The organism is Streptomyces exfoliatus, assembly GCF_000725545.1.
In the GTDB taxonomy this organism is placed as follows: domain Bacteria; phylum Actinomycetota; class Actinomycetes; order Streptomycetales; family Streptomycetaceae; genus Streptomyces; species Streptomyces exfoliatus.
On sequence record NZ_JNZP01000001.1, the window covers coordinates 574575 to 598961 of the forward strand.

At 71.2% G+C, this 24387-nt stretch carries 26 protein-coding genes; 18 read left to right on the top strand and 8 right to left on the bottom strand.

Going from position 1 to position 24387, the window contains the following annotated elements; translation table 11 throughout:
• Positions 1-49: 49 nt before the first annotated feature.
• On the bottom strand, positions 50-817 hold the full coding sequence (locus tag IO20_RS0102610; RefSeq protein WP_030547069.1) for an ABC transporter permease: 768 nt from the start codon (positions 815-817) through the stop codon (positions 50-52).
• Positions 814-1767, bottom strand: coding sequence for an ABC transporter ATP-binding protein (locus IO20_RS0102615; RefSeq protein WP_037634396.1), 954 nt, complete (start codon positions 1765-1767; stop codon positions 814-816). Before IO20_RS0102615 ends, IO20_RS0102610 begins: the two co-directional genes overlap by 4 nt.
• Before the next feature lie 180 nt (positions 1768-1947).
• On the opposite strand from IO20_RS0102615, the gene IO20_RS0102620 reads away from it, so the two are divergent.
• From IO20_RS0102620 to IO20_RS0102660, 9 genes are all read left to right on the top strand, one after another.
• Positions 1948-2673: a helix-turn-helix transcriptional regulator gene (locus tag IO20_RS0102620; protein WP_030547065.1), complete on the top strand. Its 726-nt coding sequence runs from the start codon at positions 1948-1950 to the stop codon at positions 2671-2673.
• Positions 2670-4085 carry a Fe-S cluster assembly protein SufB gene (gene sufB / locus IO20_RS0102625; protein WP_030547063.1) on the top strand — a complete coding sequence of 472 codons (1416 nt, stop codon included), beginning with the start codon at positions 2670-2672 and terminating at the stop codon, positions 4083-4085. Before IO20_RS0102620 ends, sufB begins: the two co-directional genes overlap by 4 nt.
• Positions 4086-4146: 61 nt before the next feature.
• Positions 4147-5328: a Fe-S cluster assembly protein SufD gene (sufD, locus tag IO20_RS0102630; protein WP_030205930.1), complete on the top strand. Its 1182-nt coding sequence runs from the start codon at positions 4147-4149 to the stop codon at positions 5326-5328.
• Positions 5328-5645 carry a bifunctional 3-phenylpropionate/cinnamic acid dioxygenase ferredoxin subunit gene (locus IO20_RS0102635; protein ID WP_030322524.1) on the top strand — a complete coding sequence of 106 codons (318 nt, stop codon included), beginning with the start codon at positions 5328-5330 and terminating at the stop codon, positions 5643-5645. The genes sufD and IO20_RS0102635 overlap by 1 nt, the downstream gene beginning before the upstream one ends.
• 7 nt (positions 5646-5652) lie before the next feature.
• Positions 5653-6420 carry a Fe-S cluster assembly ATPase SufC gene (gene sufC, locus IO20_RS0102640; protein ID WP_030205925.1) on the top strand — a complete coding sequence of 256 codons (768 nt, stop codon included), beginning with the start codon at positions 5653-5655 and terminating at the stop codon, positions 6418-6420.
• Positions 6417-7685 carry a cysteine desulfurase gene (locus IO20_RS0102645; protein ID WP_030205922.1) on the top strand — a complete coding sequence of 423 codons (1269 nt, stop codon included), beginning with the start codon at positions 6417-6419 and terminating at the stop codon, positions 7683-7685. Before sufC ends, IO20_RS0102645 begins: the two co-directional genes overlap by 4 nt.
• Before the next feature lie 9 nt (positions 7686-7694).
• On the top strand, positions 7695-8165 hold the full coding sequence (gene sufU / locus IO20_RS0102650; RefSeq protein ID WP_030547061.1) for a Fe-S cluster assembly sulfur transfer protein SufU: 471 nt from the start codon (positions 7695-7697) through the stop codon (positions 8163-8165).
• The gene (locus tag IO20_RS0102655) at positions 8162-8500 is read left to right on the top strand and encodes a metal-sulfur cluster assembly factor (RefSeq protein WP_030205917.1); all 339 of its coding nucleotides are present in this window, start codon (positions 8162-8164) and stop codon (positions 8498-8500) included. The genes sufU and IO20_RS0102655 overlap by 4 nt, the downstream gene beginning before the upstream one ends.
• A 43-nt stretch (positions 8501-8543) precedes the next feature.
• Positions 8544-8909: a VOC family protein gene (locus tag IO20_RS0102660; protein ID WP_030547059.1), complete on the top strand. Its 366-nt coding sequence runs from the start codon at positions 8544-8546 to the stop codon at positions 8907-8909.
• A 6-nt stretch (positions 8910-8915) separates the two neighbouring features.
• On the opposite strand, the gene IO20_RS0102665 is transcribed toward IO20_RS0102660, so the two are convergent.
• A complete protein-coding gene (locus IO20_RS0102665) occupies positions 8916-10004 on the bottom strand; it encodes a DUF7847 domain-containing protein (protein ID WP_031126701.1) in 1089 nt (362 codons plus the stop codon).
• A 63-nt stretch (positions 10005-10067) separates the two neighbouring features.
• On the opposite strand from IO20_RS0102665, the gene IO20_RS0102670 reads away from it, so the two are divergent.
• Genes IO20_RS0102670 through dapD form a run of 3 tightly spaced genes read left to right on the top strand, consistent with a single transcriptional unit; the run spans position 10068 to position 12018 of the window.
• Complete coding sequence (locus IO20_RS0102670; RefSeq protein WP_030205910.1) at positions 10068-10388, top strand: DMT family transporter; 321 nt, start codon at positions 10068-10070, stop codon at positions 10386-10388.
• Complete coding sequence (locus IO20_RS0102675; RefSeq protein ID WP_051874305.1) at positions 10388-10990, top strand: TetR/AcrR family transcriptional regulator; 603 nt, start codon at positions 10388-10390, stop codon at positions 10988-10990. The genes IO20_RS0102670 and IO20_RS0102675 overlap by 1 nt, the downstream gene beginning before the upstream one ends.
• Positions 10991-11034: 44 nt before the next feature.
• Entirely contained in the window at positions 11035-12018 is a 984-nt protein-coding gene (gene dapD / locus IO20_RS0102680) for a 2,3,4,5-tetrahydropyridine-2,6-dicarboxylate N-succinyltransferase (protein ID WP_030547055.1), read from the top strand.
• A 35-nt stretch (positions 12019-12053) separates the two neighbouring features.
• Here dapD and IO20_RS0102685 read toward each other — a convergent pair whose 3' ends face one another.
• Positions 12054-13328, bottom strand: coding sequence for an outer membrane protein assembly factor BamB family protein (locus IO20_RS0102685; protein ID WP_078945866.1), 1275 nt, complete (start codon positions 13326-13328; stop codon positions 12054-12056).
• 217 nt (positions 13329-13545) lie between these two features.
• Between IO20_RS0102685 and IO20_RS0102690 the strand changes: the two genes are divergently transcribed.
• Entirely contained in the window at positions 13546-13764 is a 219-nt protein-coding gene (locus tag IO20_RS0102690) for a hypothetical protein (RefSeq protein ID WP_030547052.1), read from the top strand.
• On the opposite strand, the gene dapA is transcribed toward IO20_RS0102690, so the two are convergent.
• Complete coding sequence (gene dapA / locus IO20_RS0102695) at positions 13686-14672, bottom strand: 4-hydroxy-tetrahydrodipicolinate synthase (protein WP_051894183.1); 987 nt, start codon at positions 14670-14672, stop codon at positions 13686-13688. The genes IO20_RS0102690 and dapA overlap by 79 nt on opposite strands.
• 113 nt (positions 14673-14785) lie before the next feature.
• A complete protein-coding gene (locus IO20_RS0102705) occupies positions 14786-15229 on the bottom strand; it encodes a GNAT family N-acetyltransferase (RefSeq protein ID WP_030547048.1) in 444 nt (147 codons plus the stop codon).
• A 96-nt stretch (positions 15230-15325) separates the two neighbouring features.
• On the opposite strand from IO20_RS0102705, the gene IO20_RS0102710 reads away from it, so the two are divergent.
• Positions 15326-16039: an antibiotic biosynthesis monooxygenase gene (locus IO20_RS0102710; protein WP_030547046.1), complete on the top strand. Its 714-nt coding sequence runs from the start codon at positions 15326-15328 to the stop codon at positions 16037-16039.
• An 18-nt stretch (positions 16040-16057) separates the two neighbouring features.
• Here IO20_RS0102710 and IO20_RS0102715 read toward each other — a convergent pair whose 3' ends face one another.
• Positions 16058-17896 carry an endonuclease/exonuclease/phosphatase family protein gene (locus IO20_RS0102715; protein WP_030547044.1) on the bottom strand — a complete coding sequence of 613 codons (1839 nt, stop codon included), beginning with the start codon at positions 17894-17896 and terminating at the stop codon, positions 16058-16060.
• 204 nt (positions 17897-18100) lie between these two features.
• Between IO20_RS0102715 and IO20_RS0102720 the strand changes: the two genes are divergently transcribed.
• From IO20_RS0102720 to IO20_RS0102735, 4 genes are all read left to right on the top strand, one after another.
• A complete protein-coding gene (locus tag IO20_RS0102720; RefSeq protein ID WP_030547042.1) occupies positions 18101-19564 on the top strand; it encodes a hypothetical protein in 1464 nt (487 codons plus the stop codon).
• Positions 19565-19722: 158 nt separating this feature from the next.
• A complete protein-coding gene (locus tag IO20_RS0102725) occupies positions 19723-21183 on the top strand; it encodes an alkaline phosphatase PhoX (protein WP_030547040.1) in 1461 nt (486 codons plus the stop codon).
• Positions 21184-21257: 74 nt separating this feature from the next.
• Positions 21258-21941, top strand: a complete 684-nt coding sequence (locus tag IO20_RS0102730; RefSeq protein WP_030547037.1) for a GntR family transcriptional regulator — start codon at positions 21258-21260, stop codon at positions 21939-21941.
• Positions 21942-22066: 125 nt separating this feature from the next.
• Complete coding sequence (locus IO20_RS0102735) at positions 22067-23083, top strand: 1-aminocyclopropane-1-carboxylate deaminase (protein ID WP_030547035.1); 1017 nt, start codon at positions 22067-22069, stop codon at positions 23081-23083.
• 21 nt (positions 23084-23104) lie between these two features.
• Here the strand turns inward: IO20_RS0102735 and IO20_RS0102740 are convergent, their stop codons facing one another.
• A complete protein-coding gene (locus IO20_RS0102740; RefSeq protein ID WP_030547033.1) occupies positions 23105-24355 on the bottom strand; it encodes a TerD family protein in 1251 nt (416 codons plus the stop codon).
• Between the last annotated feature and the right edge of the window lie 32 nt (positions 24356-24387).

The following is a 24387-nucleotide window of genomic DNA, read 5'->3' on the forward strand; positions in this document are numbered from 1 at the left end:
GTGCGCGCTTTCACGAGGGGGGCGTATATGGCGGAACGGAACCTTACGGTTACTCCCAGCGGAAGAACCGCGCCGCCGCACCGAGCCCCAGGACCGCCCAGACCCCAAGGACCAGCGCGTCGCCCCAGGGCATCGCCGCGCCGCCCTGGAGGACCTCCCGCAGGCCGTCGGAGAGCGCCGAGATCGGGAGCAGCTCCAGGACGGAGCGGGCCGCGTCGGGGAACTTCTCCAGCGGGACGATGACCCCGCCGCCCACCAGGAGCAGCAGGAAGACCAGGTTGGCGGCGGCCAGGGTGGCCTCCGCCCTCAGCGTGCCCGCCATGAGCAGGCCGAGGCCGGAGAAGGCGGCCGTGCCGAGGACCAGCAGGAGCAGGACGGCGGCGGGGTTGCCCTGCGGGGACCAGCCGAGGCCCAGCGCGATCGCCGTCAGGAGGGCGATCTGGAGGACCTCGGTGACCAGGACGGAGAGCGTCTTGGCGGTCATCAGCGCCCAGCGGGGGAGCGGTGAGGCGCCGAGGCGCTTGAGCACGCCGTACCGCCGCTCGAAACCGGTGGCGATGGCCTGGCCGGTGAAGGCGGTGGACATCACGGCGAGCGCGAGGACGCCGGGGGCGAGGAAGTCGACGGCCTCGCCGGCACCCGTGTCGACGACGTCCACGGTCGAGAAGAGCACCAGGAGCAGCGAGGGGATGATCACCGTCAGGAGCAGCTGCTCGCCGTTGCGCAGCAGCATCCGGGTCTCCAGTGCCGTCTGCGCCGCGATCATCCGGCCGACGGGGGCGGCTCCCGGCTTCGGGAGATGGGTGCCAGTGCTCACGACCGCAGTTCCTTGCCCGTCAGTTCGAGAAAGACGTCTTCGAGGGTGTGGCGTTCCACCGAGATGCCCTCGGGCATCACCCCGTGCTGGGCGCACCAGGTGGTGACCGTGGCGAGCAGCTGCGGGTCGACCGTGCCGGTGATGCGGTACGTGCCCGGCAGCGGCTCGGCGGCGGCGGTGCCGTCGGGCAGCGCCTTGAGCAGGGAGCCCAGGTCGAGCCCCGCGCGTCCGGTGAAGCGCAGGGTGTTGTCGGCGCCGCCCCGGCACAGTTCCTCGGGGGTGCCCTGGGCGGCGACCCGGCCGGCGTCGACGATGGCGACGTCGTCGGCGAGTTCCTCCGCCTCCTGCATGAAGTGCGTGGTGAGGACCACGGTCACGCCGTCGGCGCGCAGCTCGCGGACCAGGTCCCAGGTGGCGCGGCGGGCCTGTGGGTCGAGTCCGGCCGTGGGCTCGTCGAGGAAGACGAGTTCGGGGCGGCCGACGACGGCCATGGCGAGCGCGAGGCGCTGCTGCTGGCCGCCGGAGAGGCGCCGGTAGGTGGTGCGGCCGCAGGAGCCGAGGCCGAGCCGCTCGACGAGGGCGTCCACGTCCAGGGGGTGGGCGTGGAGCTTCGCCATGTGGCGGAGCATCTCGTCGGCGCGGGCGCCGGAGTAGACGCCACCCGACTGGAGCATCACGCCGATCCGGGGGCGCAGGGCCGCCGCGTCGGCGACCGGGTCGAGGCCCAGGACGCGGACGGTGCCCTCGTCGGGCCTGCGGTATCCCTCGCAGGTCTCGATCGTGGTGGTCTTGCCGGCTCCGTTGGGTCCGAGGACGGCGGTGACGGTTCCCGTACGTACGTCGAGGTCGAGGCCGTCGACGGCGGTCTTTCTTCCGTACCGCTTGACCAGACCGCGTACGCGGACGGCGCTGTCGGCACTGGCGGCACTGTCGGCGGGCTGGTCTCGCATGTCCGGAAGTCTAGAGAGCTTCCGGCGGTCCTCCGGTCGCGGGGCCCCCGGGCGGGGCTCATTCGTCCTACGAATGATCATTTCCGCAGGTCAGGTAAGCCTTACCTGAGTGACGCATGGCACCGCGGCCGGTTCCGGCGCGGCTTGTCAGTCCGAGATTAATTACGCAACAATGGCGTTGTGAAAAACGTTGGCGAGGCTCCGGTGGAGGAACTCGCGACCGGCGAGCGCTCGACGCGCAACCGGGTCGCGCGGTCGATCCTGGACCACGGTCCTTCGACCGTCGCCGATCTGGCGGGACGGCTCCGCCTCACCCAGGCCGCCGTCCGCCGCCACCTCGACTCGCTGGTCGCCGACAAGGTCGTCGAAGCCCGCGAGAAGCGCGTCTACGGGACCCGTGCCCGCGGCCGCCCCGCGAAGATCTTCGCGCTCACCGACTGCGGCCGGGACGCCTTCGACCAGTCGTACGACTCGCTGGCCGTGGAGGCACTCCGCTGGATCGAGCGCAACGCCGGTGGGGAAGCGGCCGTCGCCGCCTTCGCCCGGGACCGCATCGAGTCCCAGGCGGGCGCCTACCGCGAGGCCGTCGAGGCGGCCGAGCCGGCCCGGCGGACCGAGGCACTGGCCAAGGCCCTGACGGCCGACGGGTACGCTGCCACTGCGCGGAACGCGCCGGTCGGCGAGCAGCTCTGCCAGCACCACTGCCCGGTCGCCCACGTCGCCGAGCAGTACCCACAGCTGTGCGAGGCGGAGACGGAGTTCTTCTCCCGCCTCCTGGGAACCCACGTCCAGCGTCTGGCCACCATCGCCCATGGTGACGGCGTCTGCACCACGTTCATCCCGCACGGCGCCCCACAGACCACCGAATCAGCATCCGCAAGTACGGCCGGGAGGAACCCCGCATGACCACCGAGATCAGCCACCCCGAGCTCGAGGGCCTGGGTCGGTACGAGTACGGCTGGGCCGACTCCGACACGGCCGGTGCCACTGCCAAGCGCGGTCTGAACGAGGACGTCGTCCGCGACATCTCCGCGAAGAAGAACGAGCCCGAGTGGATGCTGAAGCTGCGTCTCAAGGGTCTGCGGCTCTTCGGCAAGAAGCCCATGCCGACCTGGGGCTCCGACCTCTCCGGCATCGACTTCGACAACATCAAGTACTTCGTCCGGTCCACCGAGAAGCAGGCCGAGTCCTGGGAGGACCTGCCGGAGGACATCAAGAACACGTACGACAAGCTCGGCATCCCCGAGGCGGAGAAGCAGCGCCTCGTCGCCGGTGTCGCCGCCCAGTACGAGTCCGAGGTCGTCTACCACCAGATCCGTGAGGACCTGGAGGAGCAGGGCGTCATCTTCGTCGACACCGACACCGCGCTGAAGGAGCACGAGGAGCTCTTCCGCGAGTACTTCGGCACCGTCATCCCGGTCGGCGACAACAAGTTCGCCTCCCTGAACACGGCCGTGTGGTCCGGCGGCTCGTTCATCTACGTGCCCAAGGGCGTGCAGGTCGAGATCCCGCTCCAGGCCTACTTCCGTATCAACACGGAGAACATGGGCCAGTTCGAGCGGACGCTGATCATCGTCGACGAGGACGCCTACGTCCACTACGTCGAGGGCTGCACCGCCCCGATCTACTCCTCGGACTCGCTGCACAGCGCCGTGGTCGAGATCATCGTCAAGAAGGGCGGCCGCTGCCGCTACACGACCATCCAGAACTGGTCGAACAACGTCTACAACCTGGTGACCAAGCGCGCCGTCGCCTACGAGGGCGCCACCATGGAGTGGGTCGACGGCAACATCGGCTCCAAGGTCACCATGAAGTACCCGGCCGTCTACCTCATGGGCGAGCACGCCAAGGGCGAGACGCTCTCCATCGCCTTCGCGGGCGAGGGCCAGCACCAGGACGCCGGCGCCAAGATGGTCCACATGGCTCCGAACACCTCCTCCAACATCGTCTCCAAGTCGGTGGCGCGAGGCGGCGGCCGGACCTCCTACCGCGGTCTCATCGAGATCGGCGAGGGCGCCCCGGGCTCCAAGTCCAACGTGCTCTGCGACGCGCTGCTCGTCGACACGATCTCCCGCTCGGACACGTACCCCTACGTGGACGTGCGCGAGGACGACGTCTCCATGGGCCACGAGGCCACCGTCTCCAAGGTCTCCGAGGACCAGCTCTTCTACCTGATGAGCCGCGGCCTCACCGAGTTCGAGGCCATGGCGATGATCGTCCGCGGCTTCGTCGAGCCCATCGCCAAGGAGCTCCCGATGGAGTACGCCCTGGAACTCAACCGGCTGATCGAGCTGCAGATGGAAGGCGCGGTCGGCTAACCGCCACCGCACCCGCAGCGACCGACTCACACGTACGCAGGAAGAGAGCAACACGACAGCCATGGCTGAGGCTCAGAACATCCCGGCGGGCTCCACCACCGCCGGCTCGATCGCGGTGGCCGCCGAGTCCACCGTCGCCACGCGCATGAGCGCGCCCCCGTCCTTCGACGTCGCGGACTTCCCCGTCCCGCACGGCCGCGAGGAGGAATGGCGGTTCACCCCGCTGGCCCGCCTCCGCGGCCTGCACGACGGCACCGCCGTCGCCACGGGCGAGGGCGTCCGCGTCGAGGTCGAGGCCCCCGAGGGCGTCACCGTGGAGACCGTCGGACGTGAGGACGAGCGCCTCGGCAAGGCCGGCACGCCCGTCGACCGCGTCGCGGCCCAGGCGTACTCCTCCTTCGAGAAGGCCTCGGTCGTCACCGTCGCCAAGGAGGCCGTCCTCACCGAGCCCATCCGCATCGCCGTGCACGGCCAGGGCGGCGTCGCCTTCGGCCACCAGGTGATCGAGCTCGGCGCCTTCGCCGAGGCCGTCGTGGTCATCGACCACACCGGTGACGCGGTGCTCGCCGCCAACGTCGACTACGTCCTCGGCGACGGCGCCAAGCTGACCGTCGTCTCCGTCCAGGACTGGGACGAGAAGGCCGTCCACGTCGCCCAGCACAACGCGCTGGTCGGCCGCGACGCCTCCTTCAAGTCGGTCGTCGTCACCTTCGGCGGCGACGTCGTCCGCATCCACCCGCGCGTGCGCTACGCCGCCCCCGGCGGCGAGGCCGAGCTCTTCGGTCTGTACTTCACCGACGCGGGCCAGCACCAGGAGCACCGCCTCCTGGTCGACCACGACGCCCCGCACTGCAAGTCCAACGTGGCCTACAAGGGCGCGCTGCAGGGCCAGGACGCTCATGCCGTCTGGATCGGCGACGTGCTCATCCAGGCCGCCGCCGAGGGCACCGACACGTACGAGCTCAACCGGAACCTGGTCCTCACGGACGGCGCCCGGGTCGACTCCGTACCGAACCTGGAGATCGAGACCGGCGAGATCGCCGGCGCCGGTCACGCCTCGGCCACCGGCCGCTTCGACGACGAGCAGCTCTTCTACCTGATGTCCCGCGGCATCCCGGAGTCCGAGGCCCGCCGCCTCGTCGTCCGTGGCTTCTTCGCGGAGCTGGTCCAGCAGATCGGTCTGCCGGACGTCCAGGAGCGCCTCCTCGCCAAGATCGAGGCCGAGCTGGAGGCCTCCGTCTGATGGCCTTCGTCCGAGTCTGCGCGCTGAGCGAGCTGGAGGCCGACACCCCGAAGCGGGTCGAGGTCGACGGCACGCCGGTGTCGGTCGTGCACACCGAGGGCGAGGTGTTCGCCATCAACGACATCTGCTCGCACGCGAACGTGTCCCTCTCGGAGGGCGAGGTCGAGGACTGCGCCATCGAGTGCTGGCTGCACGGGTCGAGCTTCGACCTGCGCACCGGAAAGCCCTCCGGCCTTCCCGCGACGCGTCCGGTCCCCGTTTACCCCGTAAAGATCGAAGGGGACGATGTGCTCGTCTCCGTCACCCAGGAGTCCTGAGTCACCCATGGCAACGCTTGAAATCCGCGACCTGCACGTCTCCGTCGTAGCCGAGAACGGCACCAAGGAGATCCTCAAGGGCGTCGACCTGACCGTGAAGCAGGGCGAGACCCACGCCATCATGGGCCCCAACGGCTCCGGCAAGTCGACCCTCGCCTACTCGATCGCCGGGCACCCCAAGTACACGATCACCAGTGGCACCGTCACCCTCGACGGTGAGGACGTCCTGGAGATGTCGGTCGACGAGCGCGCCCGCGCCGGCATGTTCCTGGCCATGCAGTACCCGGTCGAGGTCCCCGGCGTCTCGGTCTCCAACTTCCTGCGCACGTCGGCGACGGCGATCCGCGGCGAGGCCCCCAAGCTGCGCACCTGGGTGAAGGAGGTCAAGTCCGCGATGGAGCAGCTCCAGATGGACCCGGCCTTCGCCGAGCGCAACGTCAACGAGGGCTTCTCCGGCGGTGAGAAGAAGCGCCACGAGATCCTCCAGATGGAGCTCCTCAAGCCGAAGATCGCGATCCTCGACGAGACCGACTCCGGCCTCGACGTCGACGCGCTCCGCCAGGTCTCCGACGGCGTCAACCGCGTCCGCGAGACCGGTGAGGTCGGGACGCTGCTGATCACGCACTACACCCGGATCCTCCGCTACATCAAGCCCGACTTCGTGCACGTCTTCTCCGGCGGCCGCATCGTCGAGTCCGGCGGCGCCGAGCTCGCCGACAAGCTGGAGAACGAGGGCTACGAGGCCTACAGCACGAAGGGTGGCGCATCCGCGTGACATCTGCCCACCAGGGGCTCTCCGGCCTCCTCGACACCGAGGCGATCCGCAAGGACTTCCCGCTCCTGGATCGCGTGGTCCACGACGGCAAGAAGATCGTGTACCTCGACTCCGCGGCGACCTCGCAGAAGCCGCGGCAGGTCCTCGACGCGCTCAACGAGTACTACGAGCGGCACAACGCCAACGTCCACCGTGGCGTCTACACGGTCGCCGAGGAGGCGACGGCGCTGTACGAAGGCGCTCGTGACAAGGTCGCGGCCTTCATCAACGCCCCGAGCCGCGACGAGGTGATCTTCACCAAGAACGCCTCGGAGTCGCTCAACCTGGTGGCCAACATGCTGGGCTGGGCCGACGAGCCCTACCGCGTGGACCACGAGACCGAGATCGCCATCACGGAGATGGAGCACCACTCCAACATCGTCCCGTGGCAGCTGCTCTCGCAGCGCACCGGCGCGAAGCTGAAGTGGTTCGGCCTCACCGACGACGGCCGTCTCGACCTCTCGAACATCGAAGAGGTCATCACCGAGAAGACCAAGATCGTCTCGTTCACGCTGGTCTCGAACCTGCTGGGCACGATCAACCCGGTGGAGACGATCATCCGCCGCGCCCAGGAGGTCGGTGCGCTCGTCTGCATCGACGCCTCCCAGGCCGCGCCCCACATGGTCCTGGACGTGCAGGCGCTCCAGGCCGACTTCGTGGCCTTCACCGGCCACAAGATGGTCGGCCCGACCGGCATCGGCGTGCTGTGGGGACGGCAGGAACTCCTGGAGGACCTGCCGCCCTTCCTCGGCGGCGGCGAGATGATCGAGACCGTCTCGATGCACTCCTCGACGTACGCTCCGGCCCCGCACAAGTTCGAGGCGGGTACGCCCCCGATCGCCCAGGCCGTCGGCCTCGGCGCGGCCGTGGACTACCTCTCGGCGATCGGCATGGAGAACATCGCGCGCCACGAGCACGCGATCACCGAGTACGCCGTCCGGCGCCTCCAGGAGGTCCCGGACCTGCGGATCATCGGCCCCACCACGGCCGAGGACCGCGGCGCGGCGATCTCCTTCACGCTCGGCGACATCCACCCCCACGACGTGGGTCAGGTGCTCGACGAGGAGGGCATCGCGGTCCGGGTCGGTCACCACTGCGCGCGGCCGGTCTGCCTGCGGTACGGAATTCCCGCGACCACGCGAGCGTCGTTCTATCTGTACTCCACCCCCGGCGAGGTCGACGCCCTCGTCGCGGGCCTTGAGCACGTACGGAACTTCTTCGGGTAGGGGCTGGTCGTGAAGCTGGATTCGATGTACCAGGACGTCATCCTGGACCACTACAAGCACCCGCACGGGCGCGGTCTCCGGGACGGCGACGCCGAGGTGCACCACGTCAACCCGACATGCGGCGACGAGATCACGCTCCGCGTGAAGTACGAGGGATCGCGGATCGCGGACGTCTCGTACGAGGGGCAGGGCTGCTCCATCAGCCAGGCCTCGGCGTCCGTCCTCAACGAGCTGCTCGTCGGCAAGGAACTGGCCGAGGCGCAGAAGATCCAGGGCACCTTCCTGGAGCTGATGCAGTCCAAGGGCAAGATCGAGCCGGACGACGCCATGGAGGAGATCCTTGAGGACGCGGTCGCGTTCGCCGGGGTCTCCAAGTACCCGGCCCGGGTGAAGTGCGCGCTGCTCAGCTGGATGGCGTGGAAGGACGCGACCGCCCAGGCGCTGGGTGACGACGAGAAGTCTGTGAGGAAGTCGGCATGACCGAGAACGCCGAGGCCACGATGAAGCCGGCCTCCGAGGAAGAAGTCCGTGAGGCGCTGTACGACGTCGTCGACCCCGAGCTGGGCATCGACGTCGTCAACCTGGGCCTGATCTACGGCATCCACATCGACGACTCGAACGTCGCGACGCTGGACATGACCCTGACGTCGGCGGCCTGTCCGCTGACCGATGTGATCGAGGACCAGGCGAAGTCCGCGACGGACGGCATCGTCAGCGAACTGAAGATCAACTGGGTCTGGATGCCCCCGTGGGGCCCGGACAAGATCACGGACGACGGCCGCGAGCAGCTGCGCGCGCTCGGCTTCAACGTCTGATCGACCCCGTAGAGACGGCCATGCCCTCCATAGACTGGAGGGCATGGCCGTTTCTCTGTACCAAATCGCGATCGATGTCCACGACGCCAAGCGTCAGGCCGAGTTCTGGACTCGGGTGCTCGACTGGAAGGTGCTCTACGAGGACGACGAGGAGATCGTCATCGGTGCGGGCGAGAACGCGCTGCCCGGCATCGTGCTGCTCACGGTCCCCGAGTCCAAGACCGTCAAGAACCGTCTCCACCTGGACCTGACGCCCGACGACCGGGACGCGGAGGTGGAGCGGATCATCGGCCTCGGGGCGCGGCGGATCGACGTCGGGCAGGGCGAGGACGCGACCTGGGTGGTCCTCGCCGATCCCGAGGGCAACGAGTTCTGCGTGCTGCGGCCGAAGCGGTCACTCGTCGACTAGCACCGACTAGTGCAGCCTGGCACTGCGGGGGCGGTGCCAGGCTTGCGGCGCCGTCTCCGCGGCCCTCGCCAGCTCCGGGGCCAGGTTCTCCCTGCGGATGCGCTGGTCGACGTAGAGCAGGCTGGTGATCAGGGGCGGGAAGACGGAGACCACGACCTGGCTGAGCAGCTGGCCCACGGCAAGGAAGGCGACGACGCCGACCAGGGAGGCGATCACGGCCGCGGGATCGCCGCCGGAGAAGTCGGTCGTCGCCAGGGGGACCGAGATCAGCAGGGAGAAGACCTGCTGGATCAGCCAGCCGATGGCGGCCGCCATGAGCGCGGCGACGAGCAGGCAGCCGAAGACGCGCCACCAGGAGCCGCGGACCAGGGTCGAGGAGCGGCGCATCGAGGCCACGACGCCCCTGTTCTCCATCACCGCGGCCGCCGGGGCCAGGCTGAACTTCACCCAGAGCCAGAGGGCGAGCGGGACGAAGAGCAGTGCGGCGAGCGTCGCGCCGCCGAAGATCACGAACACCATGGTCACCGGACTGCCGCCGTTGAGGTTGATCAGCAGGGCGGCGAGCGTCCCCACGAACACCGCGACCGGGAGCACCATCGGCAGGCTCGTCAGGATCACCGTGCCGAGGACGGCAGGCATCCGGGCCCATGAGCGGCGCCAGGTCGCACCGAAGGTCGTCGGCCGGCCGAGGACCGCCTCCTGGATCACGGCGGGGCAGGCCGCCGCGACCACGGCGTTGGCGCACAGGGCCGCGAGCGTGCCGGCGACCCAGACGCAGGCGAAGGCGACGAGCAGGGGGCGGACGTCGTCCCATCGCGGCTCCTGGCCGGACGGCAGGTCGAACACGGCGGGGAAGAGGTCGCCGACGGCCGCGTACGCGATGCCGAGCGCCGCCGCCACGATCAGCACGGCTATCCCGTACGCGGCGGCCGTCACTCCGAGCAGCTGCTTCCAGTAGCGGCCGAAGGTGGAGAAGGCACCGCTCAGGATCGCGTTGAAGCCGAGCGGCGCCAGGGGTATCACGCCGGGCTGCGGCGGCGGGGGCGGCGGCGGATAGCCGTAGCCGTAGGGCGGCGGCCCTGGGGGAAACGTCATGCGGGACACCGTATAGGGCGCCGATGCGTACGCCTGTACGTATTGCTGTGTACGCTCGTACGCATGGGTTACGGACTGCTCGCCGGCGCCATCGTGGCGGAGATTCTCGCCACCACCTCGATGAAGTACAGCGAGGGCTTCACCAAGCTCTGGCCCTCGATCGTCACCGGCGCGGGCTATCTGATCGCCTTCGCCCTCCTCGCCCAGGCGCTCAAGACGCTCCAGGTCGGCACCGCCTACGCCATCTGGTCCGGCGTCGGCACCGCCGCCGTCGCCACCATCGGCATCCTCTTCCTCGGCGAGACCCTCAGCCTCGCCAAGATCGCAGGGATCGTCCTCATCATCGCCGGGGTCGCCGTCCTCAACCTCGGCGGCGCCCACTGATGGCCAGGACCCGCCGCCACGACCCCGAACGGCGGGAGCGGATCGTGGACGCGGCCCTGCGGGTCGTCGGCCGGGCCGGGATCACCGGCCTGAGCCACCGCACGGTGGCCGCCGAGGCCGACGTGCCGCTCGGCTCGACCACGTACCACTTCGCCTCCCTCGACGAACTCCTCGTCGCGGCCCTCCGCAAGGCCAACGAGGACTTCGGGCGGCTGCTGCGCGAGAGCCCCGCCCTCGCCGCGCCGGACGCCGACCTGGCGGCCGTGCTCGCCCGCCTCCTGGGGGAGTGGATGGGCGGCGCACGCGCGCGCGTGGAGCTCGAGTACGAGCTCTACCTCGCCGCCCTGCGGCGCCCCGCGCTCCGCCCGGTCGCCGCCGAGTGGACCGAGACGGTCATCGCCGTCCTCGCCCACCGCACCGACCCCGTGACCGCCCGCGCCCTGGTCGCCCTCATGGACGGCCTCTGCCTCCAGGTGCTGCTCACCGGCGGTGCGTACGACGAGGAGTACGCGCGCGCGATGCTGGCCCGGATCCTGAAGGAACCACCGAACTCCCCGCCCCGGGACCTGTCGGAACCGCCGACGCGCCCGACCGGCACCTGAGACCGGTTGGCCCGCGCGGGGCCCCGCCGGTTAGGTTTTCCGTCATGACCACTGCTCCTCGCACCACCGGCGCCGTCGCCGCCGGCCTCGCCACCATCGCCGGCGACGGCACCGTTCTCGACACCTGGTTCCCCGCCCCCTCGCTGACCGACGCGCCCGGCCCCGCCGGCACCGAGCGGCTGACCTCCGACGAGGCCCTGAACGCCCTCGGCGAAGGCGCCGTCAAGGCCCTCGGCGTGGACGCCCGCCGGGGCGTCGAGGTGGTCGCCGTCCGTACCGTCATCGGCTCGCTCGACGAGAAGCCGCTCGACGCCCACGACGCCTACCTGCGTCTGCACCTGCTCAGCCACCGGCTGGTCAAGCCGCACGGCCAGAGCCTGGACGGCGTCTTCGGCCTGCTCGCCAACGTCGCCTGGACCTCGCTCGGTCCCGTCGCCGTCGACGACATCGAGAAGGTGCGGCTCAACGCGCGCGCGGAGGGCCTGCACCTCGCCGTCACGAGCATCGACAAGTTCCCGCGCATGACCGACTACGTCGTGCCCGCCGGTGTCCGCGTCGCCGACGCCGACCGGGTCCGTCTCGGCGCCCACCTCGCCGCCGGGACCACCGTCATGCACGAGGGCTTCGTCAACTTCAACGCCGGCACCCTCGGCACCTCCATGGTCGAGGGCCGCATCTCCGCCGGAGTCGTCGTCGGCAACGGCTCCGACATCGGCGGCGGCGCCTCCACCATGGGCACCCTCTCGGGCGGCGGCAACGTCGTCATCTCCATCGGCGAGCGCTGCCTGATCGGCGCCGAGGCGGGCGTCGGCATCGCCCTCGGCGACGAGTGCGTCGTCGAGGCCGGCCTGTACGTCACCGCAGGCACCCGGGTCACCATGCCCGACGGCCAGATCGTGAAGGCCCGCGAGCTCTCCGGCGCCTCGAACATCCTCTTCCGCCGCAACTCGGTCACCGGCGCCGTCGAGGCCCGCCCGAACAACGCGGTCTGGGGCGGCCTCAACGACATCCTGCACAGCCACAACTGAGGCGTCCGCGGGACACCCTGACCGCCCTTCAGGCCCTAGACGGCAGGGAGGGCGGTCAGTCGCTTTCCGTGCAGGGCGGCGAGGCGCTTGCCGGACGGGACGACGTACCACTTCTCGCTGGACTTCGTGCCGTCGTTGTAGGTCCAGCGAAGGCGTCCGTCGCGGGCGTCGAAGGCGTGCACGCCGCCCTTCGGGTCGAGTTCCGTGGCACCGTAGAGCGTGTCGCCGACCTTGGTGTACTGCCAGGGCGTCGACAGCCCGGCGAGGTCGTCGTTGCGCCAGATCTCCTTGCCCGTCGCCGGGTTCACGGCCCACAGGGAGCGGGAGGAGTCGGCGACGTAGAGCACCCCGTCCAGGACCGCGGGATCCCGGAACCAGACGTACGTCTCGTCGGCCGCGAGGGACCAGCGCTCGCGCCCGTCGCCCAGTGCGAAGGCCCGCAGCCGATGGGTGTCGGGGACGATGACGAGGTCCTCGTGGAAGGCGAGCCTGCGGTGGTTGGACGTGCCGATCTTCTTCGTCCAGACCTGCCGGCCCGTGGCGGTGTCGCGGACCGTCACGTTCTCCCGCAGGTCGGTGTAGACGAGGTGCCGGCCGACGACGGCGGCGACGATGCCGTACTCCTCGGTACCCGCGTCGCGCCGCTCCTGCCAGACCACCTTGCCCGAGGCGATGTCGAGGGCCGCGATCACGTTGTTCTTCACGCTGAAGTCCTTCTCCAGGACGCCGGCGAGGACGTAGACGTGCCGGTCGTCGGCCGCGAGCGTGCGGGGCTGGGCGTACCGCTCGCCACCGAGCCTGCTGCGCCAGGTCTCCTTGCCGGTGGCCGGATCGAGGCCGACGACGTCCCCGTCGTACCGGGCGCTGGCGAGGTAGAGGGTCCCTCCGCTGACGAGCAGTTTCGCGCCCGGTACGGCGACCTCCTTCCGGGACCAGACCTCCTTGCCCGTGACGATGTCCCGGCCCACCAGCGGATCGCCCGACACCAGGACCACGTCTCCGGCGACGGCGAGCGCGTCCAGCGCGCCCAGCGACCCGCCGGCGGCCTCGCCCTGCCACAGCGGGCGGGGGGCCGTGCCGTCCGGCGGAGCGGTGAACGCGTCCCCGCCCTTGCCCGGGGTCGCTCCCGTGTCCGGTGCGGTCGCCGACGGCTCCTCGACGGGGCCGCAGCCCCACGCGCCCGCGCCCAGGGCCGTCAGGCCGAGTCCGGTCCCGGCGAGGCGGAGCAGACGCCTACGGGACGGCTCGCTTCCTCCACCGCCCGCTCCGGTGTCCCGCGCCCCGGCCGTGCGCGCCCCGAGTGTCCCCATCGGCCTTCTCACCACGTCGTCTTCCCCGTCCCACGGCCGGGCCGCCGTCCGCGGCCCGAAGCGCGCTCAGGTTAGCCGGGGCACAGGGCTTCCCCCGGCGGCGGTACGCAACGGGGACAGCGCCGTGAAACTCCTGTCACACGGCAACCGATCCGGTGACGGTGCGTTAACAGTGCGGAGCGCAAGGTTCCAGCAGTGGACAAGGCGAGGAGTCGACATGAGGACGAAGCGCACGGTCGTCGGGATGCTCACGGCGGCGGCGATCCTGCTGCCCGTGGGTACGGCCCAGGCCGACGAGACGCACACGCGCAGCGGTCCGACCGTGACGAACGGGCCGAGCCTCTCGATCCACACCGGTCAGATCGACGACCCGCTGGAGGACGTCCTGGAGCACGCCGCGATCTTCGGCAGCACCTCCACCGCCGACTCCGCCTGAACCAGTGCCTCGTGCGCCGCCCGCAGCCCGTCGACCGCCTCCCGGTCGGCGGGCTGCAGCGGTTCGCGCAGCGCTCCGCCGAGCAGCGCCTTGGCGGTCACCGAGCCCGGAAGACCTGAGGCCATCATCAGCTCGGTCAGCGGCATCGTGCGGGCGTTCAGCCGGGCCGCTTCGGCGCGGTCGCCCGCGTCGAAGGCGTCCAGGACGGCCCGCAGCTGACGGGGGGCCACGTTGGCCACCGTGCTGACGTAGCCCGCGCCCCCGACCGCGTACAGCGGCAGGTTCAGCTCCTCGGAGCCCGAGTAGTACGCCAGCGAGGTCTCCGCGATCAGCCGGGCCGCGGCCAGGAGGTCGTAGGCGCAGTCCTTCACCGCCACGATCCGGGGATGTTCCGCGAGCCGCCGCATCGTCGCCGGTTCGACCCGGGTCCCGGTACGGCCCGGGATGTCGTAGACCATCACCGGAAGGCCCGCCCCGTCCGCCACCTTGAGGAAGTGGGCCTCGACGGCGGACTGCTGGGGGCGGCTGTAGTACGGGGTGACGACGAGGAGCCCGTCGGCGCCCGCCTGTCCGGCCTGCCGGGCCAGTTCGAGGGTGTGCCGGGTGTCGGCGGTTCCGACGCCCGTCAGGAGCGCCGGGCCGGGGCCGACCGCCTGCCGTACCGCCCGGACGAGCGCGGCCTTCTCCGCGTCGGTGGTGGTCGGGGACTCGCCGGTGGTGCCGTTGAGGACGAGACCGTCGCAGCCGTCAGCGACCAGCCGGACGGCCAGCTCGCCGGCCCGGTCGAGGTCGAGCCCGCCGGAGGGGGTGAACGGGGTGATCATCGCGCAGAGCGCGCGGCCGAAAGGACGTTCCGTGCGCGTGGTGCTCATCGGGCTCTTCGTGCTCTTCGTGCTCTTCGTAATCATCGTGCTCATCCCGAGAGTCTGGGCGCCGATGTCGATGAAGGTCCACTTAGATCTGCTTGCTTCGAGGATTCAGTTCTGCTGAACGAACTCTCGATGTCGGACCGGCCCGCCGGCTAGAGCGCCCGCTTGAAGCCGTCGTGGCTGCGCGCGAAGCCCAGGGAGGCGTAGAAGCGGTGGGCGTCCGTCCGCTCCTTGTTGCTGGTGAGCTGGACCAGGGCGCAGCCGCGTTCCCGGGCCCGCGTCATGGCCCGCTCCATCAGCTCCCGGCCGAGCCCGCCGCCGCGCCGGTCGGCCCTGACCCGGACCGCCTCGATCAGGGCGCGCTCGGCGCCGCCCTTGCCGAGCCCCGGGATGTACGTGGCCTGCAGGCAGCCCACGACGAGGTCTTCGTCGAGGAGGACGAGCAGTTCGTTGCGCGGATCGGTCTCGATGTCCGCGAAGGCCCGCTCGTACGCCTCGGTGACGGTGACCGAGGCGGGGTCCACGACCGTCCGCTCGTCGGCCAGGAGGGCGAGCACGGACGGCAGTTCGGCGCGGGTGGCGGGGCGAAGGATCACGGCCCGCAGTCTGGCACAGGGCGGGTCCTTGACCTCGAGCAAGGTTGAGGGAGGACGGTGGAGTCATCCGAACCGAACGGAAGGGCCGACTCCCGCATGAACGCCTTCGCACACCCCGACGCCCGTCCCGACCTCCACCGCCCCGGCGTCGGGGCCGCCCTCGTCAGCACCTGGCGGGTCGGCGGCCCCGAGCGCCAGCGCGCTGTGGTCGAGGCCATCCGCAGGACCTGGGAGAGCAGGGAGTGGCCCGATCTGGGGCTGCTCTCGTACAGCGTCTACACCGGGACGGACGGGGAATCGCTGCTGCACTACTCGCAGTGGACCTCCGAGCAGGCCTACGAGGACTTCGTGCGGACCTACCGCGACGACCGGAACGCCGAGATCGACGCTGCCGTGCCCGGCATCGACCGGGTGGTCCTGCGCCGCTACGCGCCGCCGTACCGCTCCGCCGTCCTCGACGAGCGGAGCGCGGGAGCCGTGCCCGGGGCCGTCGCCGTCGTCGAGGTGGAGTTCGAAGGGCCGGACGCGGAACGCCAGAAGGCCTGGGTGGACGCCGTGTTCACCGCCATGGAGGGCGACGCGGGGCGGAGGCCGGCCACCGGCGGGATCGGCGCGCACTTCCATCTGTCCACCGACGGCACCCGCGTCCTGAACCTCGCCGAGTGGGAGAACGAGCGGGCCCACACGGATTGGCAGGCCGCGGGCGGGCCGCTCGGCGAGGCCTGGGCGCGGGTGCACCGCTTCCCGGGGCTCGCCGGCAGCCGGGTGCGCCGGTACACGCCCGCGCTCAGCCTGAGCGCGGGCGGGTGACCCGGCGACCGGTCCGTCCTACGGGCGGAAGCGCAGCACCTGCGGGTCGTGGTCGCTGTCCTGGTCGGCGAACTCCGCGTTGATGTGCACGCTGTCGTACTCGAAGTGGTGCACGCCGGGGCTGGTCAGGATCTGGTCGAGGACCTGGCTGTTGCCCTGGTAGACGTACGAGTAGCGCTCGGCGCGCGGCAGCGACTTCACGGCCGGGTACAGCGCGCCGCCGTCGGTGAGCGCCTGCGTGGTCCCGGAGAACTCGAAGTCGTTGATGTCGCCGACGACGAGGACGTCCGCCTGCTTCTCGATCGCGACGATGTCCTTCACGAAGGCGTTCACGGCCTGCGCCTGGAGCAGTCGCTTCGCCTCGGAGGAACGGTTCGGCGGCTGGTGGTGCGAGGTCAGGCCCTCGTCGCCGCCCTTCGAGCCGAAGTGGTTGGCGATCACGAAGACCGTACGGCCGCGGAAGACGAACTCGCCCGCGAGCGGCTTGCGGCTGCTGTCCCAGGCGGTGTTCGCCGGGTCGATCCGGCCGGGGGAGAGGGTCAGCGCGGCGCGGCCCTTCCCGCCCGTCACGGCGGTGGGCGTGGTGGTGGCGTCAGCGCCCGCGCGGTCCGTGAAGGAGACCCGCTCGGGGTTGAAGAGGAAGACCTGACGGATGTTGCCGCCGGGCTCGCCGCCGTCCTTGTTGTTCTGCGGGTCGACCGAGCGCCACTCGTACGCCGGGCCGCCGGCCGCCGTGATCGCGTCCGTGAACTTCTTGACCGTCTGGTCGGCGGCGACCGTGCCGTCGTTCTTGGCGCCGTTGTTGTCCTGGATCTCCTCCAGGGCGAGGATGTCGGGCGAGGCGAGGTTGTCGACGACCGCCTTCGCGAGCGCGTCGAACTTCTCCTGCGGGTCGCTCGGGTCGAGGTTCTCGACGTTGTACGTGGCCACGGCCAGCTCGTTCTTGTGCTGCCTGTCCGTGGACTCGCGCTCCAGGCCGTTGTCCTGGACGGTGCCGAGCGTGCGGGCGGTGAGCGTGTAGCCGCCGAACTGGTTGAAGTCGAGCGGGCCCTCGGTCGTGCCGGTCAGCCGGTCGCCGACGTTCGCCTTGGGGAACGGCTGCTGGGCGAGCGGGGTCAGTGACTGGATCTGGAGCCGACCGGTGTTCTGCGACTCGTACGAGCCGTAGACCGTGCCGCCGCGCCGGTTGTCGTTCTCCCAGGGCTTCACCGTGACCCACAGCTCCGCGTACGGGTCGGTGGCGCCGACCACGCGCGAGGAGTCGATCCGGACGTTGCTGCCCTCGAGGGACTCGTAGTAGTCCAGGGCGTACGTCTCCGGGTCGAGCGTCAGGCCGTTGATCGAGCCGCCGGCGGCCGGGTCGCCCTCGGGGGCGTACGCGTCGGGCACGGACCAGCCGGAGATCGTCACGGGCGCCGGGACGGCGTTGCCCTTCGACAGGACGGTGACGGTCGGCTTCGACAGCTGGGTGAGCGACTGGTTGCCGGAGTTCAGGCCACCGGGGACGTACTCGGTGACCGTGCCGTTCAGGCTGACGGCGTCGCCGACGGCGACGGTCGGGACGGAGCTCGTGAAGACGAAGAGGCCCTCGCTGGTGGCCGGGTTCGCGTCGGCTTCCGGGTCCTGGATCCAGAATCCGCGCGAGCCGTACGTGCGGACACCCGTGACGATGCCCGTCACACCGGTGACCTGCTTGCCGACGAGGGGGGAGACCCGGGTCGTGCCCTGGATGTCGTGGACGCGCGTGCCGGTGGCGCTGTCCTCGGCGGCGCTCGCCGAGGAGGCGAGGAGTCCGGCGGCGAGGGCGGCGGCCACGACGGCGGACACGGCTGCGGATCTCGGTATGGAGGAAGGCATCAGGGCTCCGGAGGGTGCTTGGAGGAACGGCAGATGAATCTACGCGCGTCAATCTCTTGCGCGAGTGGTGGACTTGTCAAGAGTCGACGGGTGTACGAAGGCTGACGGATCCATGAACCGGCGGACGTCCCCCCGGATGCGTCTACGCTGGGACCCGCTCTTTGCACCCCCTTCACCCACGTAAGCGTCGAGGAGACCCCCCAGATGTCAGTGGAGCACCCCACCCTTCCCCCCGTTCGGCTGCCTGCGGACGCGGAGCTGGCACGGGACGCCCTGGCCGCCCCCCTCCTCGCCCACGCGGTACGGCTCGCCCGCTGGGCCGGTCCCGACACCCGCGTCGACGCGGGCGGCGAACTCGTCGACGAGCAGCTGCCCGAGGCCGTCGCGCTCCTCGGCCTCTCCACCGACGAGGACGGCGAGATGCTGGCGGGCGACGCCTGGCGGCTCGCGGTCGACACCGGCCTGGTGGACGTCGAGGACGGCATCGAGGGCGAGGACGGCGAGACGGAGGACACCCCCGGCCGGGCCGCCCCCGGCGAGAACCTGGCGCTGCTCACTGCCGGTTCGCCCCAGGACGTCCTCGCGCTCTGGCTGGACGGCTTCGACGCGGTCTTCGCCGACGCCGTCGCCCCGGTCCTCGACGACCTGGACGCGGTCCTCGGCGAGGACGGCGGGATCGACTTCGACGCGCTGGACTGGGACCCCGAGGTGGAGGCCGACTTCCTGGAGGGGGTGCTCGGCAACCTCTACCTGCTGACCGTCAGCGAGGGAGGGGCCGGCGAGGGACCGGTGCCGCTGCCCGCGCTCGCCGCGTCGATGGTCGTCCCCGACGACATGGGCGAGCCCACCGACGACGTCCTGGAGCAGGTCTCGGACGCGATGATGCGGCTCGACGAGCAGTTCCGGCTCCTCGAACCGATCGGCCTCGTCGAGTACCAGCCCGTCGACGAGGCCCTGATGGCCGAGGAGGGCGAGGAGCCCGTGCCGCCGGTCGACGAGGAGGACGTCACCCGGTACGGCATGGTCCGGCTCACCCCGCTCGGCCTCTACGGCGTCCGGGCCCGGATGCTGGAGGCCGGCGTGGACGCCCCCGCCGTCGGCGACCTCGCGGAGAAGGGCGCCGACGCGCTGCTCGACGGCATCGCCGGCTATCCGGAGGCCGCCGCGCGGGAGGAGACCGCCGCATGGCTGGCAGGGCGGGACGCGCTCGGCGCGGCCCGCGAGCTGCTGCACGCGGCGCGCGGCGCGGACGCGGGCTCGCCGCTCCGCCGCCTCCACTGCCAGCAGACCCTGTCCCTCGTCGGCGCCGAGGCCGAGCCCGCGGTCCGGGAGGTCCTCGACGACGCGGAGCTCGGCGGCCTCGCGCGCGTCTGGCTCGCCGAGCGGGGCGCGGCCGACGTCCCCGCGCCGCCGGAGTCGATGATCTTCTGGCTGGCGATCGACACGATCGCGGCCCAGCTCGACGCGGACGGCGACCTGGAGGAACTCCAGGAGCTCGTCGAAGGCCTCACGGGGCGCCACAGCGGCTTCTTCGAGACGGCCTGGCGGGTGGAGCACCCGGCGACGGCGGAGGTCCTGGAGGCGATGGGACGTCTGCACCGGGACAAGACGGTGGCGAAGGAGGCCCGCAAGTCCGCCTTCAAGGCGCGCTCGCGGTCCGGGGCCTGACAGCCCGACGGCCGACAACAGGGGCCGGGTCAGGGGCGGGACCGGACAGGGCCGGGCGGCTCGCGCCCGGCGGTGTTCCCGTGGTGTTCAGGCGCCGTTCGTGGCGGCGCGGCAGGGTGGTCCGCGAGATCCGGCCACCACAGGGAGAACGCCACACCATGCCCCTCAACCGCAGAGAGTTCACCAAGCAGTCCGCCGTCACCGGTGCGGGGATCGCCCTCACCGGTGTCGTCGGCGCTCTCGCCACCGCCCCCGAGGCGCTCGCCGCGGACGAGCCGGAGGCGTACGGAACCGGCCACGACCACGCGAACGGGCACGACAGCGGGCACGACCACGGGCACGGTCACCGGCTCGGCTACGGACCGCTCGTCGCCGACCCCGACGGGATCCTCGCCCTGCCCGCCGGCTTCTCCTACCGCGTCGTCACCCGCAGCGGCGTGACCCGGCTGGAGTCAGGTGAGTTCACCCCGGAGAAGCACGACGGCACCGCCGCCTTCGCCGGACCGCGCGGCACCACGTACCTGGTCAACAACCACGAGCTCAAGGGCCCCCGCTCCAAGTGGGCGCACCCCGTCCCGCTCACCGAGGGCCTCGTCTACGACCCCGCCGCGGCCGGCGGCTGCACGGTCGTCGAGGTGCACCGCGACGGCACCGTCGCCGAGTGGGTCGGCATCGCCGGCACCTCCACCAACTGCGCGGGCGGCAGCACCGCCTGGGGCACCTGGCTGACGGGCGAGGAGAACTCCGACCGCGCCGGCGTCAACGGCATGACCAAGGACCACGGCTACGTCTTCGAGGTCGACCCGCGCGACCGCCGCGCCAACCGCGACCCGAAGCCGATCAAGGCCTTCGGCCGGTACGACCACGAGGCCGTCGTCATCGACCCCAAGCGCGGCCACGCCTACCTCACCGAAGACGCCTCCAACCCCAACGGGCTGCTCTTCCGCTGGGTGCCGCCGCAGGGCTTCGAGCACGGCCGCGGCAAACTCCGTACCCTCGCCGACGACGCCGGTGCGCTCCAGGCCGCCAAGTGCATCGACTCCTCGGGCCGCTTCGTGGACGACCTCTCCCGGGCGAGCCGGATCGGCACCGTCTACGGCGTGGACTGGATCGACGTCCCCGACCGTGACGCCCGCACCACTCCCGTCCGCAAGCAGTTCACGGACGGTCAGATCACCCGCGGCCGCAAGCTGGAGGGCATGTGGTGGGCCGACGGCGGCGCGTACGTCGTCTCGTCCTACGCGCGCGAGGAGAGCCCCGGCGCCGCGCACGACGGACAGGTCTGGTTCTACGATCCGAAGCGCCGCACCCTCACCCTGAAGCTGCTGCTCGGCGTGAACGCCGACCCCGACGCCGACGGCGCCTACGACGGCCCCGACAACATCACCGTCTCCCCGTACGGCGGCATCGTCATCGCCGAGGACGGCGAGGGCGTCCAGCACCTCTTCGGCGCCACCGACTCGGGCCGCACCTACCCGATCGCCCGCAACGACCTGAACGACAGCGAGTTCGCGGGCGTCACCTTCTCGCCCGACGGGGACACCCTGTTCGCCAGCATCCAGAACCCCGGCATCATGGTCGCGATCACCGGCCCCTGGCGTCGCCAGCCCCGCCGCTGAGGCCTTCCGTCCCCGGCACCGAGGCCGGAACCGGCCCTGTCGGTCCCATGGACTGACATCTAACATGTCAGTCCATGGACGCACTACGGCCCGTGGGCCGGACCCTGCTGCGTGACCGGGCGTACGAGGCACTGCGGGAGGCCATCGTGCGCGGCGACCTCGCCCCCGGCGCCCCGCTCAAGGACGCCGAGCTCGCCGAACGGCTCGGGCTCTCGCGCGCACCCGTGCGCGAGGCCCTGGCCCGGCTCGGCGACGAGGGGCTCGTCGAGTCCAAGCCGCAGAGCTTCACCCGCGTCACCCGGCCGGTCAGCCGGATCGTCAGGGACGCCGCCTCGGTGGTGCGGGTGATGCACGAACTCGCCGCCAGGACCGGCGTACCCCTCCTGGGACCCGAGGGCATCCGGGCCATGCGCGAGGCCAACGAGCGCTTCGCGGCGGCCGTCCGCGCCTCCGACGTGGAAGCCGCCCTGAACGCCGACGACGAGCTCCACCAGGTCCTCGTCGTCGCCAGCGGCAACCATGCCGCCGCCGCCACGATCGCGCGGTACACCCCCCTGATCCGCCGGGTCGAACGGCGGCTCTTCGGCGATGCCGGGAGCTGTGGATCGGCGGAGCTGCACGAGCGGCTCATCGACGCCTGCGAGGCGGGGGACGCGGCGGAGGCGGTACGGGTCACCACGGAGATCTGGGCGGCGCTCGAACAGCTCGCGGACGACGCCGTCGAGGTGGCCGAGGTCACCGGCATCGCCGGGCCCTAAGGGGTGTCGTGTCGATCAGGCCGGATCAGGCACCGGACGCCGCGAGCCCGGCCCGATCGGCACGACACCCCCGAGGTCCCGTAGGAGCGTCCAGGACCAGCAGCCTTCACCCACCGGGAGCCGCCTTGCCGATCACCGACTTCGACCGCTACCCGCTCCTCTTCGGGCCCTCGCCGGTCCACCCGCTCGAACGTCTCACCCACCACCTCGGCGGCGCCGCGCTCTGGGCCAAGCGCGAGGACTGCAACTCCGGTGTCGCGTACGGCGGGAACAAGACCCGAAAGCTGGAGTACCTGGTCGCCGACGCCCTCGCGCAGGGCTGCGACACCCTCGTCTCGATCGGCGGCGTCCAGTCCAACCACACCCGCCAGGTCGCCGCCGTCGCCGCCCGCGCGGGGCTGCGCTGCGTCCTCGTCCAGGAGAGCTGGGTCGACTGGCCCGACTCCGTCTACGACAAGGTCGGCAACATCCTGATCAGCCGTCTCGCGGGCGCCGACGTACGGCTCGTCAGGGCGGGCTTCGGCATCGGCTTCAAGGAGAGCTGGGAGCTGGCCCTGCGGGAGGTCGAGGAGAGCGGCGGCAAGCCGTACGCGATCCCGGCGGGCGCCTCCGACCACCGGCTCGGCGGCCTGGGCTTCGCGAACTGGGCGTACGAGGTGGCCGAGCAGGAGCGCGCGCTCGGCGTCCTCTTCGACACCGTGGTGGTCTGCTCCGTGACCGGCTCCACCCAGGCCGGCATGGTCGCGGGCTTCGCCGCGCTCGCCGAGGAGGGCGGTCCTGCCCGCCGGATCATCGGGATCGACGCCTCGGCGAAGCCCGGTCCCACGCACGAGCAGATCACCCGGATCGCCCGGGACACCGCCGCCCTGATCGGGGTCGAGCGGCCGGTGACGGCGGCGGACGTCGAGCTGGACGAGCGCTACCACGCCGGGGTGTACGGCATCCCCGACGAGGCCACCCTCGACGCGATGCGGCTCGCCGCCCGAACCGAGGGCATGATCACCGACCCCGTGTACGAGGGGAAGTCGATGGCGGGTCTGGTCGACCTGGTGGACCGGGGGGAGATCGGCCGGGACTCGACCGTGCTCTACGCCCACCTCGGCGGCCAGCCCGCCCTCAACGCCTACAGCGCGCTGTTCTAGACAGGCGCCGCGGCCGGTCGCTCAGAGAGCCTGGGCGGCCGGCTTCACCATGCCCCGGACGGTCCGGGACTTCACGAACTCGCCCATCGCCGTCATCTCCCACTCACCGCTGAACTGCTTGATCAGCTTGGCCATCATGACGCCGGTCTGCGGCTCGGCGGTGGTCAGGTCGAAGCGGACCAGCTCCTCGCCCGTCGCCGCGTCCATCAGCCGGCAGTAGGCCTTGGCGACCTCGGTGAACTTCTGGCCGGAGAAGGAGTTGACCGTGAACACCAGACCGGTGGCCTCGGCGGGCAGGCGGCCGAGGTCGACGACGATCACCTCGTCGTCGCCCGCGCCCTCGCCGGTGAGGTTGTCGCCGGAGTGCGTCACCGAGCCGCCCAGGATGGTCAGCTTGCCGAAGTAGCAGCTGTCCAGGTGGTTGCGCTGGGGCCCGTACGCGATGACGGAGGCGTCCAGGTCGATGTCCTTGCCCCGGTAGGCGGGCTCCCAGCCGAGGCCCATCTTGACCTGGGACAGCAGCGGGCGGCCGCCCTTGACCAGGGACACGGTCTGGTTCTTCTGGAGGTTGACCCGACCCTTGTCGAGGTTGATCTTGCCGGTGGAGACGGGCGCGGCGGGCGGCGCGGCCGGCGGAGCGGGCGGAGTGGTGGCGGCGATCCTGGGGTCCACCGGGGCGACGGGCGGGGCGGCCGGCGGCGCCATCGGGGCGGGCGGCGCGGCGACGGGGGCCGGCGCGACGGGCGCCGCAGCCGCCGGGGCGGCGGGCGCGTCGTCCACCGAGACGCCGAAGTCCGTCGCGATGCCGGCCAGACCGTTCGCGTATCCCTGGCCCACGGCGCGGGCCTTCCACGCGCCGTTGCGCAGATAGATCTCGACGACCACGAGCGCGGTCTCGGTGGCCAGCCGGGGCGGGGTGAAGGTGGCGAGGACGCTGCCATCGTCCGCGTTGCGCAGGGTGGCCGTGGGCTCGATGCCCTGGAAGGTCTGGCCTGCGGCGTCGGGGCTCGCGGTGACGACGATCCTCTCGATGCCGGCCGGGACGGCGCCGGTGTCCACCAGGATCGCGTCGGGGGCGGCCCCGCCGCCGGAGCGGTAGGTGACACCGGGTCCGGACGGCTGGTTGTAGAAGATGAAGTCGTCGTCCGAGCGCACCTTGCCGTCGGCGCCGAGCAGCAGGCCCGAGACGTCGAGCCGCACCGGGGCGGCGACGTCCACCGCCACGCGCGCGACGGTGAGAGGGATGTTCGAGCCGGGGGTCATAGCGGTCATGTCAGGGGTAACGATCCGGGCCCCTTTGCCGT